The 14,877-nt window shown below is 58.2% G+C and carries 13 protein-coding genes; 4 read left to right on the top strand and 9 right to left on the bottom strand.

What is annotated here, in order from left to right:
* Entirely contained in the window at positions 1 to 1,953 is a 1,953-nt protein-coding gene (shc, locus tag XM38_RS19915; protein WP_088430830.1) for a squalene--hopene cyclase, read from the bottom strand.
* An 80-nt stretch (positions 1,954 to 2,033) separates the two neighbouring features.
* Between shc and XM38_RS19920 the strand changes: the two genes are divergently transcribed.
* A complete protein-coding gene (locus tag XM38_RS19920) occupies positions 2,034 to 3,221 on the top strand; it encodes a glycosyltransferase (RefSeq protein ID WP_080813871.1) in 1,188 nt (395 codons plus the stop codon).
* Between the two features lie 47 nt (positions 3,222 to 3,268).
* On the opposite strand, the gene XM38_RS19925 is transcribed toward XM38_RS19920, so the two are convergent.
* The 5 genes from XM38_RS19925 to XM38_RS19945 form a co-directional block, all read right to left on the bottom strand.
* A complete protein-coding gene (locus XM38_RS19925) occupies positions 3,269 to 4,237 on the bottom strand; it encodes an aldo/keto reductase (protein ID WP_080813869.1) in 969 nt (322 codons plus the stop codon).
* A gap of 212 nt (positions 4,238 to 4,449) precedes the next feature.
* The gene (locus XM38_RS19930) at positions 4,450 to 4,722 is read right to left on the bottom strand and encodes a DUF3143 domain-containing protein (RefSeq protein WP_080813867.1); all 273 of its coding nucleotides are present in this window, start codon (positions 4,720 to 4,722) and stop codon (positions 4,450 to 4,452) included.
* A 41-nt stretch (positions 4,723 to 4,763) separates the two neighbouring features.
* Positions 4,764 to 5,423, bottom strand: a complete 660-nt coding sequence (locus XM38_RS19935; RefSeq protein WP_080813865.1) for a J domain-containing protein — start codon at positions 5,421 to 5,423, stop codon at positions 4,764 to 4,766.
* A 16-nt stretch (positions 5,424 to 5,439) separates the two neighbouring features.
* Positions 5,440 to 6,288, bottom strand: a complete 849-nt coding sequence (locus tag XM38_RS19940) for a YaaW family protein (RefSeq protein WP_080813896.1) — start codon at positions 6,286 to 6,288, stop codon at positions 5,440 to 5,442.
* Positions 6,289 to 6,338: 50 nt separating this feature from the next.
* Positions 6,339 to 7,667 carry a tRNA nucleotidyltransferase/poly(A) polymerase family protein gene (locus XM38_RS19945; RefSeq protein ID WP_225889368.1) on the bottom strand — a complete coding sequence of 443 codons (1,329 nt, stop codon included), beginning with the start codon at positions 7,665 to 7,667 and terminating at the stop codon, positions 6,339 to 6,341.
* 432 nt (positions 7,668 to 8,099) lie between these two features.
* Here XM38_RS19945 and XM38_RS19950 point away from each other — a divergent pair, with 432 nt between their 5' ends.
* The 3 genes from XM38_RS19950 to XM38_RS19960 all read left to right on the top strand — a co-directional run bounded on the left by XM38_RS19950 (position 8,100) and on the right by XM38_RS19960 (position 11,166).
* Complete coding sequence (locus XM38_RS19950; protein ID WP_080813863.1) at positions 8,100 to 8,348, top strand: Ycf34 family protein; 249 nt, start codon at positions 8,100 to 8,102, stop codon at positions 8,346 to 8,348.
* Between the two features lie 8 nt (positions 8,349 to 8,356).
* Positions 8,357 to 10,255: a serine/threonine-protein kinase gene (locus XM38_RS19955; RefSeq protein WP_080813862.1), complete on the top strand. Its 1,899-nt coding sequence runs from the start codon at positions 8,357 to 8,359 to the stop codon at positions 10,253 to 10,255.
* A gap of 119 nt (positions 10,256 to 10,374) precedes the next feature.
* Positions 10,375 to 11,166 (top strand): Uma2 family endonuclease, encoded by a 792-nt coding sequence (locus XM38_RS19960; protein WP_080813860.1) that lies wholly within the window; start codon positions 10,375 to 10,377, stop codon positions 11,164 to 11,166.
* A 436-nt stretch (positions 11,167 to 11,602) separates the two neighbouring features.
* Here XM38_RS19960 and XM38_RS19965 read toward each other — a convergent pair whose 3' ends face one another.
* The 3 genes from XM38_RS19965 to XM38_RS19975 all read right to left on the bottom strand — a co-directional run bounded on the left by XM38_RS19965 (position 11,603) and on the right by XM38_RS19975 (position 14,783).
* A complete protein-coding gene (locus XM38_RS19965) occupies positions 11,603 to 12,685 on the bottom strand; it encodes a hypothetical protein (protein ID WP_088430832.1) in 1,083 nt (360 codons plus the stop codon).
* A 257-nt stretch (positions 12,686 to 12,942) separates the two neighbouring features.
* Entirely contained in the window at positions 12,943 to 14,043 is a 1,101-nt protein-coding gene (locus tag XM38_RS19970) for an ATP-grasp domain-containing protein (protein WP_088430834.1), read from the bottom strand.
* A 458-nt stretch (positions 14,044 to 14,501) separates the two neighbouring features.
* Positions 14,502 to 14,783, bottom strand: coding sequence for a helix-turn-helix domain-containing protein (locus XM38_RS19975; protein WP_080814358.1), 282 nt, complete (start codon positions 14,781 to 14,783; stop codon positions 14,502 to 14,504).
* Positions 14,784 to 14,877 lie beyond the last annotated feature (94 nt).

Below are 14,877 nucleotides of genomic sequence, written 5' to 3' on the forward strand. Positions count from 1 at the left end.
CTAGGCGGCCTGGCCCTTAAGCTGGCGATAGCGGCCCAGGGCCATTAGCGGGAAGTGCTGCCGGTAAAAGTGATAGCGAATGTAGAAGTGGCCCGGAAAGCCGGTGCCGGTAAATTCGGCTTCATCCCAACTGCCGTCAGGCTGTTGCGTCCTGGTTAGATAGTCAACGCCCCTAGTGATAGCGGTGTCGGCCCAGTGGCCAGTGGCTTCGGCAGCCGCCAGTAGGCCCAGCAGGGCCCAGGCGGTTTGGGAGGCGGTGCTAGTCCCCTGCCCTTTCAAGCCGACATCGACATAGCTCCGGCAGGTTTCTCCCCAGCCGCCATTGTCGTTTTGGCAGCGGACTAGCCAGTCGGCACCCCGTTGAATGGCCTGATGGTGGTGGGGAGCTACCAAGGCCAAGGCAGCCAGGACACCACTGGTGCCGTAGATGTAATTAACGCCCCAACGGCCATACCAACAGCCCTCGGGGTCCTGCTCCCGCACCAGATAGTCCAGGGCCCGCTGGATGCGGTCAGCATTTAGGGCTCCCACGGCGGGCCGAGGATCACCTGGACCAGCAGGACCTGCGAGGGTACCTACCATCTCTAACACGCGGGCGGTAACATCGGCAGTGTTAGGGTCGATCATGGCCTTGAGGTCGCCGTAGGGGATGCGATTCAGCCAGGCTTGATCGTTATCGATGTCGAAGGCAGCCCAGCCCCCGGGGCGACACTGCATGGTGGCAATCCAGTTGATGGCCCGGGCTATGGCCGCCTGCTTCAGGGCCTCGTCTGGTAGAGTGACTGCCGCTAGGGTCATCACCACCATGGCGGAGTCATCCACATCAGGATAGACGCGATTCTCGTATTCGAAAGCCCAGGCTCCGGGCTGGCCCTTGGGATTTTTCACGGCCCAATCACCGTAGTCCAGAATCTGCTTTGCCAGCAACCACTGGCCCCCTTTTACCAGGGCCGGATGATCGGGGGGCAGGCCAGAATCTGCCAAGGAGCGCACCACCAGGGCCGTATCCCATACGGGGGAGACGCAGGCCTGCACCCAGTAATGCTCTGGCGTTTCCAGGGCGAAGTTATCGACAGCTTGCAGCCCCCGATGCACGATGGGATCGGCCACATCGTAGTCGAGGCAGCGTAGGGCCAGTAAAGAGTTCAGCATGGCCGGAATAATGCCGCCCCAGTCGCCACTGGCTTCTTGACGTTCGATGATCCAGTTTTCGGCCAGGCGCAGCCCCCGTTCGCGAAAGGGGACTAGGTTCCAGGCTTCCCCTAGCTTGAACAACTTATCCAGCCAGAGGAAGACATCGCTCCAGTCATTACTGGCGGGTAAGGCAAAGCGCACCTGATCCCGGCCTTCGCTGTAGAGTTCATCCAGGGATAGGCCATCGGCCACCATAAACACCGGCTTGCGATCAAAGACCACTAACAGGGGCACGGTACTGCTGCGGGCCCAGCTAGATAGTTCATAGATGGTGAAGGGGAAGGGGCGGGCCAACAGCATCACCCAGGGGGGCAGGGAGGGCAGGCCGCGCCAGTCATAGCAGCCCACCAGGGCCAGATGAAACTTGGTGAAAATGCGGGTGCGGCTGATGCCGCCCCGAGCCAGGATAAACTCCCGAGCCTGGATCAGGGCCGGATCGGCGGCGGGAACTCCCAGTAAGCGCAGGGCTAGATAGGCTTCAACGGAGGTACTGAGGTCGCCGCCATCGCCATAGAAGAGCTCCCAGCCGCCGTGGGTCCGCTGTTGCGATCGCAAATAGGCCGCTGCCTTGGCCAAAGGGCGGGCCTGGTCAGTGCCCCAGATCTTATGCAGAAGAATAATCTCAGCGGTGATGGTGACATTGGATTCCAGCTCAGCCACCCAGTAGCCGTCAGGATGCTGTTGGGCCAGGAGATGCTCCTGACTGGCGGCAATGGCAGAATCAAGCTGAGACGACGTCATCCGAGGCTGAATTTGCATAAATAAGGCTGTATGCTGGCTACCTAGAGCATCATAGAGGAATTGCCTCGCTGCTGCTGTCCCGATATTGCGCGATCACCATGGCTACCCTTGGGCTAATTCTGGTTACCCTGTCGCTGTTAATCTGGCTAGGGCTGCTACTGGGCTGGGGGCAGTTCTGGCGGGCCGACCAGCGCCTACCCGAGCTGGCAGAACTGCCCGAGTTGCCTGACTATCCAGCAGTCTGCGCCATTATTCCGGCCCGCAACGAAGCCGAGCTGCTGCCTACGACGATGCGATCGCTGCTGCAGCAAGTCTATCCCGGCCCTTTCAAAATCATCCTGATCGATGACCATAGTAGCGATAACACCACCGTTGTCGCCCGGCGTATGGCTGCCGAGTTAGAGGCCACAGAGCGACTCACTATTCTGAAGGGGCAACCCCTGCCCCCGGGCTGGAGTGGCAAACTCTGGGCTATGGATCAAGGAGTTCGTCAGGCGCTGCAAGGCTCTGCCGCTCCCACGTATTTGCTCTTTACCGATGCCGACATCGACCACCATCGCCACAGTCTGCAGCAATTGGTGCGCTACGCCCACCGGCACGAGCTAGATCTCACCTCCCTAATGGTGCGGCTACGCTGCCAGAGCTTCTGGGAAAAGGCCCTGATCCCCGCCTTCGTCTTTTTCTTTCAGAAGCTTTACCCATTTCCCTGGGTCAATGATCCCAGCCGAGCCATGGCGGCGGCGGCAGGAGGCTGTATTTTGATTCGGCCTCGAGCCCTAGAGCGCATCGGCGGTCTGCAGAGGGTGTGTAATGCCCTGATTGATGACTGTGCCTTGGCCGCAGCCGTGAAGTTGACGGCGGCCCCCGGTCAAGGCCGCATCTGGCTGGGGCTCACCACTCAGATTCATAGTCTGCGTCCCTATCCTTCCCTACAGGCGATCTGGCAGATGGTGGCTCGCACCGCCTACACCCAGTTGCACTACTCTCCCCTATGGCTATTCGTCAGCCTGATAGGCATGACCCTAATCTATCTCGTGGCCCCCTTGGCGCTCCTTTGGGGCCTGTTCAGCAGCCACGGCATCCTGATGCTACTGGCCGCTATCACCTGGGGGGTAATGGCCTTGGCCTACCGGCCGACCCTGCGACTCTATCGACTCTCTCCCATCTGGTCCTTGGCTCTACCGGCCATTGCCCTGCTGTATACCCTGATGACCCTAGACTCAGCCCGCCGTCACTGGCAGGGTCAAGGCGGGGCCTGGAAAGGCCGGGTATATTCTGGCTCCTGACCCTACTGCCTGAGGCCGATGGCGATCATTGAGGCCAGCTATGGACTCTAGCCCAACCAGCTCTGACTCACCTGGCTCAGCTGCTGCCATTCATCGGGGGTCATGGACCAGCCCAGCGCCCCGGCATTCTGGCTGGCCTGTTCACCCGTCTTGGCACCTGGAATCGGCAGCACATTGCCCTGGGTGATCAGCCAATTCAGGGCTACCTGGGCTGGGCTGCGCTGGTGGCGACGACCAATCTCCTGGAGCGTTTTCAACACCAACTCGATACGCACGAGCCCCTGGCGACTAAAGCGGGGATCGAGTCGACGGGCCCCTTTGGGAGGTTGATAGGTGTCACGGCTGTATTTACCGGTCAGCAGTCCTTGGGCTAAGGGACTATAGGCTAGAATCGTTACCCCCAGCTGTCGCGCTAACTCGAGCACGCCATTGGTTTCGATCTGGCGATGCAGCAGTGAATACTGCACCTGATTCACCGCCAGGGGGATGTCCCACTGAGCTAAATAGTCGTGGGCTTGCTGCATTTGCTGGGCCGAATAGTTACTCACCCCCACGGCCAGGGCGCGACCTTGCTTCACCTCCGCCGCCAGGGCTTGCATCAGGGTCTGCTGCCCCATGAAGAAATCGAAGGGCCAATGAACCTGATAAAGCGCCACCGTGGGCAATTGCAGGCGCTTGAGGCTGGCCGTGAGGGCATCGGCTACGGCGGCGGTTCCCAATCGCCAGGGCAGGGGCAAATACTTGGTGGCCACTGCAACCGGGCGATCAGTGGTCTGTAAAAATCTGCCCAGCAGCTCCTCTGATTTGCCTAGTCCATAGACTTCTGCTGTGTCGAACAGTTGGATACCGGCATCGAGGGAGGCCTGAAACGCAGCCTGTACCTGCTCGGTGCCGTAGTCCTTGCCATAACTCCAGAACAGAGAATCCCCCCAAGACCAGGTGCCGACCCCCAGGGCTGGCACTACAGGCCCCTTAGGCCCCAACTGCAGTGTCTGCACTGCTGTCTCTATGCTCATGGATTACGCTCCTACTGCCTATGAACAACCATCCTGTCAAACGGCAACCAGAGGAGTCCCACCCCGGCGATGGCAGGGGAATGCGGGCTATCCTCTTGCCTAGCTATAGGGTACGTTAAAAAACGTTACAATGCCGGGGATGGCCCATCCAGATGATTTGGCGTCTCTATCTCTACCGATCTGAACGGCTCTACAAGGGATATTGAGGCAGGTTACGGGCCGGAAAAGATCGCCTCATTTAAGTCTTGGCGGCTGAGGGAATATTTGAAGACGCGTTGAATGTCGCGACCGTCTTCCCCGGCTGCGATGTAGCAGACCACGATGGAGTCGATCTCCAGCACCAGATCAGCCTGCCAATCATCCCGCTTGATATGCCAGCAATGGCAGGCCGATTCATCTTGCTGGCAGCCCTGTTCCCGTAACCATTGCTCGATGTCGGGCAAGGGGTGGTTATAGAGGGGAGTATCAGCCGAGGGAAAGTTCATGGGCAAGAGATGTATAGGTAACCGATGGACAGTTCAGGCCCTTACAACCAGCGGGGAGACACCGACCTCATATCAGGCCGGGATGGAGGCCTGGGAATATCCGACTCGAGATCAGTGCCCTCAGATGCAGCTCCTTCAGATGCAGTCGGTGGGGGAGATGGGGAAGCTTCGGGTTGCTCTGGAGAGGCCTGTCGCTGGGGCGGAGCTGCCGCTTCTGGATGGGTTATCTCTGGGCCGGCCGGGGGAGAGAAGGGAGTAAACGCAATTTCCCCCTGGGTAACGCCAATGGCCACCACCAGCACCAGGCAGGCCACAAAAGTCACTCCCAGGATGAACAGGGCAAACACTTCCCCGGCAGACAGGGGCCGATCGGTGGGCTCTAAGTAGGCACTTTTAGAATAGGCGGGCGGCCGCTGACTAACGGGTTTATTGAGGTGGGCGGGGGCTTGCATCACTGGCAGCCGAGAATAACCGACTTTTTGATCGTAGGCCAGCCGACGCTCTGGGCTACTGAGGGTGGCGTAGGCCTCATTCAGACGCTGAAATTTCTCCGTAGCCACGGTGGCTGGCAGGGCGGTGGTGTCGGGATGATAGAGCTTGCTCAGATCGCGATAGGCACGACGAATATCCTGCACGGAAGCGGTTGACTTCACGCCCAGGGTGTCGTAGTAGGTCTTGGGAGCTGGAACTGGCTGCGGCATCCTCTTATCTGTGAGGTCAGCAGGAAGCTGGCTCTAACTCCTGAGACCGAGTCAGGCGAATTTGAGCCAGGGCAAAGACAACTGGAATGATGCGGCCGTAGTTGGTTGCGATCGCACGCCACCCCAAATCTGCTGCGAACCAAGCCCACAGGGCTGGCCCCAGAAACGCCAGCAGTGTCCGAGCCGCGCCATAGCGAGCCGCATTCACCGCCATGCCGCGGGAGGCTAGCTGCAATGCCGCCCGACTCTGCACCTGATTAGCCACTGTCAAACCACCCTGCACCAGGGCCTGCTTCGCCACTTGATACTGAGCAAAGTGGATGGCAAACTGTCGAGCCAGTTGCTGCAACAACCAGGGGCGCAACACCGAACTCACCGCTAAGGCACTACTGCCCTTCACTAACAACCCCATAGGATTGCGCTGCAATGGCAAGGGTAGGGCCTGAAATTGCTGGGAATTCCCCAATTCTTGACGCATCCGTCGCTGCAGCACCGCCTTCTCCTGGGGCGACAAGCGTTCCCAAGTGCGCTCCATGCCATGGAGAAACACTTCCGCCTCTAAATCAGCCGTGGATAGGCTCTGATCATAGGACACCTGGAGATGACGGCAAACCTGTAGCAGGATTTGACGATAGCTAAGCTGATGGCTGCGGCGACGCAATGTCGTCACCCCATCCGCCGCTAAGAAACGAAACCGTTCCTCCAATAACGCCATCTGCTCCTGGCGCGAGCAACTCTGCACCGCCAGCGGATTAGGGGTGTAGACATAGTCCAAGGGATTGAATTTCGGCCGAAAGAGGAGGTCGATCAAGGCCTTCAATTCATCGTCCGTCGCTAATTCCAGGGCAGCTCTCAATTCATCCACATCGCTTACCATCGGGCGCGTCGGCATGCTGTCCCTTATTTTGACACACTTTATCCAGGGGAGTGGCCATCCCCCTTCCCTGGGCCCACTGCCGCTGCCGATCGCCGCGTCAGCCAATCCGCCGCCCATTCCAGCGCGGCCTGGGCAGTATCGATCTGCCCCCGAGCCTGGGCCAATTGCAACGCCTCCAGCAGTTGACCAATACAAGGGCCAGGCTGCAATTGCAGGGCTTGCATCAAATCACGCCCCGTCAGCAGCGGCTTGGGATGGGCCACAGGATCACTGGGGTCTACATAACGATGCATCAACGGGGCCATAGTCTCCATCGGCACTCCCCGAGCCAAGGCGACGATAGCCGTCCCCGGAAAACTCGCCCCGACCCCCTTAAAGAAGTAATATTGCTGCCCTGGAGACAGTCCCTGGACCAACATCTCAGTTAACAGATGCCAGCCTTTAAGAATAGCCACCACCGCCTGCTGCTCCACCCGACTATACTTGAGGCGCCGTAAATTTTCCTCCGCCATGGCCGGTTCTGGCAGCAGGAGTTGGCTGAGCTTAGCAGCCTTGAACCAACTGCGATGGAGCCCGGGTACCGTCTGTTCTCGCAGCCATCCCATTAGTATCTGACCATAGAGAGGCCAGGTCTGCTGCAGGTGCTGGGCCGTCCGATCGATGGCATCAACGATTCTTAATCCGGTTTCACTACTCCCAGGCAACCAATAGCGCACCAGGCCATCTTGCCAAGCCATCTGCAATAGCGGCGTGCCGGCAGCAGAACTCAACAGACAATCCAGTTCCCCTCGCACTCGCTCCGCCGCCACCTGTTTGATTAAGGGAGCCAATTGGCGAATGGTCTCCTGAGTATCTGGATCCAGAGCAAATCCTAATTGAGCTGCCTGGCGATAGGCCCGCAGTAAGCGCAAGGGATCATCTTTTAGATTTTCCGGGGCAATCATCCGCAGACTAAGCTGCTGCAGATCGCCATAGCCCCCTAGGGGATCGAGCAGGGCCTCGCTGTGGGGATGATAGGCAATGGCATTGACGGTAAAGTCGCGCCGATGTAAGTCAGTGATCAGCGTCGGCCCCACCTGCTGGGCAAAATCGACGGTGGCGTTGTCAAACACCACCCGGGCAATCTGATGCTTGGCATCAAGCACCACGAACCCCGCTTGATAGTGCCGGGCAATCGTTTCAGCTGTAGCCACTGCATTTGCGGATAAGACAAAGTCTAAGTCTAAATAATCGGCTTGACGCCCCAATAAAGCATCCCGCACACTACCACCGACCAGATGGGCAGACTCCGGCAGCAGAGACAGCTCAAAGGGCCAAGTCTTGGGAGAAAGGGCCGAAGCGGTCAAGGTAAGAGGAGACTGAGGCAATACGTACTTCAACGAACTCTTATAGTCAACGGTAGAACAGTCACTGGCATCTGTGCCGCAGGCGGACAAAAATGGCCCTCAGGGAACACGGCAGCTAGTCCCCCTGTGTCAACAGTCTGAGCCAATTTCTGCATCCCTTGAACCTAATGGGCTTGAACCTAATGAGTTGGAGGCGCTGGGAAAGAGGTGGTTTTTCATTTTGCTACGGGGGCCTGGGCCGTTTCGAGAGACTTGAGCTAGAGTAGCAAGAAAGCATCTCCTAGCGACGCCAGCGACAGCGCTGGTTAGATTGTTTAGGGCAGTTAGCATCGATTTAGACTAGGGAGCGACCTAGCATACCATCACCCAAAGTGCTATGGCGATTGCGGGGAATCGTCATGCCATCTCAATGTCCTCTGGGACAACAGAGCCGTCGGTCAAGGAATATTCGCCATGTGCATTTGCGTCAATTGCCATTACGTCGATCGCTGCATCACCTACCACGCGGTTGAGACGCAACATCAGCAGCCTCACCTCACCGAGGCCCCAGACTTTGAGGCTATCGAACCCACTATCAACGTCAACATTCGCCATCGTGGCGAGGACATTGAGATGGAGTGGGATGTTGTCGGCTGCGACAGTTTCACTGAGGAAATGGGTAAATGGTCCAAGCTGCGACCGGGTGAGTTGGTTCCCACCTAGGCTCTATTTTGACCACCCTCTGCCTCAATATCCATTGTCCTCAACCCCAAAATCCAGAGACGGGACGGTTTTGCCGGGCCTGTGGCCACCCCCTAGAGTTAGGGGATCGCTATCGTCCCATTGAGTGCATTGGGCAGGGGGGATTCGGGCGGACTTTGCTGGCCCTAGACCAGGCCCAGACCCCTCCCCAGCATTGTGTGATTAAGCAATTACTGCCGGCCTCGGGGGGGGTGGACGTGCGCGTTCTCGCGGGGCCTCCCCCTGATCTTTCCCGGCGCTTTCGCCATGAGGTCGCCCAATTGCAACAGTTGGGTCAACATCCTCAGATCCCAGCCTTGTTAGATTTCTTCGACTTGGCCACGGGACAATTTTTGGTACAGGACTATATTGAGGGTCGCCACCTAGACCAGGTGCTAGCCCAAGCGGGAGCCTTTCGGGAACGGCAGGTGCGGCGCCTATTAGCAGACATCTTGCCGGTATTGCAGCATATCCACCAACACCAGATCATCCATCGAGATATTAAGCCAACCAACCTGATTGCGCCCCGCTCCGGTGGCCCGATAGTCCTGGTGGATTTCGGGGCCTCTAAGTATGCCAGCGATGCTGCCCAGGGGGAGCGCACGGGCACGGTCATCGGCAGTGCCGCCTATGTGGCCCCAGAACAGGCGCTGGGGAAGGCAGTCTTCGCCAGCGATCTCTACAGTCTTGGGGTTACCTGCATTCACCTGCTGACCGGACTGCATCCCTTTGAACTCTACTCAGTCAGCGAAGGGCGGTGGCACTGGCGCACCTATGTGCAGTCGCCTGTCAGCCTCAAATTAGCCAGAATTTTAGATCGGATGCTGGCCCGGGGTCTGCGGGAACGCTATGCCACCGCCGCTGCCGTGTTGGCAGATCTAGACCGCAGTCCGCAACCTTCTCTACCAGGGCAGCGCCAGTCCTCTACCTCTGTCCAGGTGTCTGGCTCGCAGCCGTCTGGGCGGGATGTTGTTTCTCTGGCTGTCTCTTGTCGCACCTTGACGGTCCCCAGTGGGGTGGTGATCAACACCCTAGCAGTCAGCCCCCAGCAGCGGCTCATGGTCACGGGGGCTGCTAATCAGACTGTCCAGCTTTGGGATCTGGATCAGGGAGAGAGTTGGTATCGCTTTGGCAAACGGTTGGGGCCGTTTGGGGAGGGGCATCGGGATGCGGTCACGGCCGTGCTGTTTCATCCTGATGGCAATAGTGTCTTCAGCGGCAGCCAAGATGGAGTCATTAAGTGGTGGGACCTAGCCAGTGGCGACCTGATCGAAACCTTACCCCAGATTGATTGGGGGCCCATGGTCTTGACCATTACCCCTGATGGTCGTTGGCTGATCAGTGCCGCCGGAGAGGGCAAAATCCATCTATGGGATTTAGTAGCCCATCGCCAGGGGGCCACCCTGACCCACCACCGAGATCGGGTCAATGCCCTCACCTTGGCCGCCCAGGATCAGCTGATCAGCAGCGGCGAGGATGGCACCATCCGCCTCTGGCAACTGCCCCAAGGATGGCTATTGCGCACGCTGACAGTGGATCAGGCGGTGACTAGCTTGGCCGCCAACGCCAACCGGCGGGTTTTGTTCAGCGGTAATCACACCGGGCAGTTGCAGACCTGGCAGTTGCAGACCTGGGTGCCCCAGCTCCTGGGAGAGCACCGGGATACGGTTACGACTCTGAGTTTGAGTCCCAATGGCCACTGGCTGGCCAGCGGCAGTGGCGATGGCACGCTGTTTGTCTGGGCGGCTGCCACGAAGCAGCGTGTGGCCACTCTGCGCCATGACTGGGCCGTACGAGCAGCCGTATTTGCCCCTGACAATCGCACCCTGATCAGCAGCAGTGCCGACGAAACGGTGCGGATCTGGTGTTTGCCGGCCGAGAGCCCTTAACACCCTTGTATTAGTTAGATAGTCTCTAGGGGCTTTCCAGGGGCGGCATTCAGTCGTGTCGCAGGCTGGAGAGATCCGATAGACTGCCAAGTAAGAGGCCCCTTCACCGAGATCCCCCTATGGTCCAGAGCAACTATCCTCAACCCCCCTCCGAAACGCTTCCCACCATGTATGATCTGCCCAGCGAAGATCCGGAGGAGCCAGGCTTGCCCGATGAATTTCATCTGCTGCAGCCCCAGCTTTTGCGGGACACCTGTCGTCCCGCCACCTACGATCTATACGATCTAAATGAGGTCTTTATCGGTACTGATCTCAACCTCTACTACGAGGTGCGGCATCCCCGCTGGTATAAGCGTCCCGATTGGTTCCTGGTCCTGGGAGTGCGCCGAGCCCGGCAGCAAACCGATCTGCGTTGGAGCTATGTCATTTGGCAGGAAGGGGTTGCTCCCTTTTTAGCCATTGAGCTGCTGTCTCCAGGCACAGAGGCGGATGATTTGGGGCAAAGCCTGCGGGAGGTAAACCAACCCCCTAGTAAGTGGCAGGTTTACGAGCAGATTTTGCGTATTCCCTATTACGGGGTGTTCGATCGCTACCAGAACCGATTTCAACTCTTTGAGCTGCAGGGGGTGCGCTATGAGGCAGTGCCGTTGCCAGAGGCGCGGTTTTGGTTTGAGCCTTTGGGGTTAGGGTTAGGGGTATGGCAAGGGGATTACCAAGGCACGACCGGAGCCTGGCTGCGATGGTACGATGCTGAGCATCACTGGCTGCCAACGCCCGAGGAGCAGGCGGAGCAGGAACGGCAGCGGGCAGAGCAGGAACGGCAGCGGGCGGAGCAAGAACGACAGCGGGCAGAGCGGCTGGAGGCCCGGCTGCGGGCCTTGGGGATCGACCCCGATGGTCTTGATGGCTAACCGGGGCTGGAACCATAGGCGCGATCGCATCCCCCAGCCTCTGTTAACCCATGAGGCAGCCCGTTAATCATCGATTAGGCTGCAGCCTGCAAACACCAGGAGTATGCCATCACGCCTCAGGCATATTGCAGATGACAGTCATTGATGTGGCAACCCTGCTAGGGCAATTGGGGGAGAAGGGGCAGGTGGTATAGAGTAGGACCGGCAAAAAATGACTGTGTCCCGCCTAAATATCTATGGGTCCTGGGCAAAAATGACTGTGTCCCGCCTAAAAAGCTATGGGGCCAGCGTAGATATAGAGTAGGCCCGGGCAAAAATGGTTGCGTCCCAAAGAAAACGCTATGGGTTCCGGCCAAAACTAACCGCGTCCCAGAATCAGCGTAGTTTGGCGCTGGCCAGAGATGGGTCAGAGACCGGTCCCGAGCAGTTGATAGCCCTATTCTAGCTGGCGGGTCATCGCCGTCCAGTGCTGCACAATGTCTTGCAGGGCCGGGGGCAGGCCACCTAGGCTGGCCTCGCTGTAGGCAACGGAGCCAGCCCGGCTGGTGAGGGTGACCAGGGTGGCGTCGGGATTGGCGGGGGTAGTTTGGTAGCGAATGCCTCTGAAGTGATGGAAATTGGCCTGGGCTAGGGATTGCCAGAAAGCCTTGAGCTGTTCCTGGCTGACGCTGGCAACGGCGCGATCGATTACCTCTCCGTCCTGTTGCCGCAGATAGCGCACCCGGCCATCGGCCTCCAGCATGAAGGTCTCGATGGTCCCGGAACCCTGGCGAATCGTGCTCTGAAAGCCGGTTTCGTCTCCCAAGGCGTTGGGGTCTGGTTGCGCTAGGAAGCTAGGCCGGGCGGTACCGCCGCTGGCGGTCTCATTCAGGCGGATCTCGTTGCCGAGGTTATCGGTGTGGTAGATCCAATATTGGTTGCCGTCGCTGATGATGGCCCGCCAGCCGAAGATGGCGATCTCTGGGCAGGCTTCATTGGCCGCGGCCAGGCCATAGCAGCCATTCCAGGTCTGGGGCTGGGCATCGATGACCTCCAGACTGGCCGAGGGCTGAGAACCCTGGGCTGCCGCCACCTGAAAGATGCGATCGCGAAGCGACAGGGGCAGATTGTGCTCCAGCTCTGATCGCCGTACCTGCTGCCCGCTAAGGTCGGTGCGATAGAAATAGCTCTGCTGCGATCGCATGTCAATCACCTCCACCTGCCAGCCTTCCACCAGGGCGGCCAGGCAGATCTCACTGGGGCCTCCCAGCCCCAGGCAACCATCCGGCCAGGTTTCGCGGCTATGGCGACCGATGCTGAGCTGCTCGACGCTCACCCCAAGGTGGTCGGCCAGGTCGGCCTTCACCGCAGTACTGACGGCATCTGGCAAAGGGTCAGAGGGCACCTGCGGTAGGGGAGTGGCCATGGGACTCGAGGATGTCGGCGGGTGATCGACCGGGGTGGAATTGCCGTCTGACAGAGGGGCACAGGACAGCAATAACAGGGCACTGAGCAAAGGGGGGGCAACATGATGCAACATGGCGTAGGGTACCTAATCTGCGAATAGGGGGCTGGCCCAACGACTCCCGAGGCTCAGGGGAGGCTTGGACCCACCGATGTCTTCTCACCCTAACCTCGACGCCCTCCCTGGTGGAGGCGGTTACCAATTTTGTTACCAAGGATACGGCGATTGAGCCACACCCATTGTCCTAGCACCGAGGTTGAACCCCAGTTATTGATTGGGGTGGAGCCAACTGACGGGAATTGCGCCAGGGTCATGAGGGTTGGCGATAGCTCTTAAGCTTGCAGCCGCGCCTGCAACTCCTGGCCCACCTCGGCCTGCTCTTCCGGGGACCCAGCCAGCAGCACACAGAGCTTGCCGGCTTGAATCGTGCCCCAATTAATCAAAATCACTCCCTTACCTGTGGCTGGTTCGAAGGCCAGATCGGTGAGGTCTACCTCTCGCAGAGCGCGCGGCGGAGTCTTGTAAGTGGCACTGCTCCAGCGGGGAATCCTTAACTTTTGGGCGACCAGGGTGGGATAGGAAGACCCATTGAAGCGAGGGTTGCACTCGATGGCCAGGTACTGAATCCCGCCGGCCTCAGGCACAACCGCCACATCGACGGCAAAGATGCCCTTCATGCCATGTTCCCCCATCCACTCGGCAAAGGGCGCTATCTTTTCCCAGGGGTCGTAGTCAGTCGGGTAACGATTGCCCCCATGGACACAGCCATCCAGAATCTGCTCCGACGCCAACAACGGCGTCACCCCTGCCGGCGTCACCTGATATTGCAAGTTGAGGAAGGTAGAGGTGGGAACTTCCGCTTGGATTTGCAGGGGTTCGTCGTCTACCAAGTGTTCAAAGGCCTGGTCCAGAGCCTGTTCATCAGGACACCGCCTGATGCCGAAGCCATGGTCGGAGACGGCGGGTTTGACATAGCAGGGCAGGGGCAAGGTATCACAGGCTCTGGCGGCAGCGACGTGCTCAAATCGCAGGGTTTTAGGTACTGGGATATTGAGCTCTTCCGCCAGATAAATGAAGTTGTTTTTAGAGTTAATAAAATCCACCACCTGGCACCAGCGAGGATTCCACTGCCGGAAAAACTGGCGATGGGTATCGTGACGGTTAACGGCATCGCCGAAGAAGTAAACACAGATGTCATGGTCGGGATGCTGGCTCATCTGAGTAATATCCACATCCCAAATCACGTCGTGGGTGTGAGCGAGTCCCACCTGCTCATAGTGGGCCACGATGGCATCCCAGTCTGCAGTCAGATCAGGATGCATTTGAATTTTATCCCCCGGGTTGGTAAGCCCCAAGGCTCGGCCCGAATACAGGTGAGTGCCTGCCTCCTGATCGTGAGTACTGAGGGTGATATCGTGGTTAAAAATCTTCATGGAAACTCAGAGATTACTCGTTGAGCTTATCGAGGGTTACTGACCCAAACTGGTTACAAGGAATACGCTTTTAGGAAGAATATGCTTCAGAGTAAATGGCGATTCCTCTGACCCGACGCCTCCCCACTAGGCAAAATTCCATCACTCCTACTCGCCTCAACCTCGTCTCCATTGGTCTATGGCTAACTTGGTTCCTCTCTATAATGGCTAGACATACATGGTGTGTAACCATATGACCATGCCCCTAAAATAGGGCAGCGGAAATTAATCTTTTCCTTGCAAGAGTCAGGATTTCCTAACAAAAAACCATCCCGGTAAGGATGGTGGCAGTACCCGTGTTGGGCATAGCCATGGAGTCAGTCAGGAACTGGAAATAGGTGCCTGAGCCCAAGGACTTGTGCATACATGGGAACTCACGCCAGAGCGGGAACGTCAACCACGCGCTAAGGTTCTCTGGCCTAGGCGTCGGTAATGGAGACATGGACGTGCAGGCCAACAGAGGCCAGCAGTTGGATCAGCTGTTCCACACTGAAGCGGCTAATTTCACCATTCATCAGGTTCTGGATGCGGGGCAAAGGTTGTTTCAACCGCATAGCCGCTTGCTCTGGGGTCCATCCCTGTTGTTGGATGTAGCGCTGTAGCCCTAGCATCAGGTCAGTGCGAATTTGCAGACTGCGGGCCTCTGCGATCGCAAGTTCCGAAATTCCCTGCAGTGATTGCAGGTCTTGAACGGGTATCATAGCAAGTTCTGCCTGAGCGGAATAAATGCAGCGAGTGCACCACCATCTTAGGGGATGTGATAACGTCGATAACCTGCTTCTGCATTTTCCTTAA

The organism is Halomicronema hongdechloris C2206, from assembly GCF_002075285.3.
Taxonomy (GTDB): Bacteria; Cyanobacteriota; Cyanobacteriia; order Phormidesmidales; family Phormidesmidaceae; genus Halomicronema_B; species Halomicronema_B hongdechloris.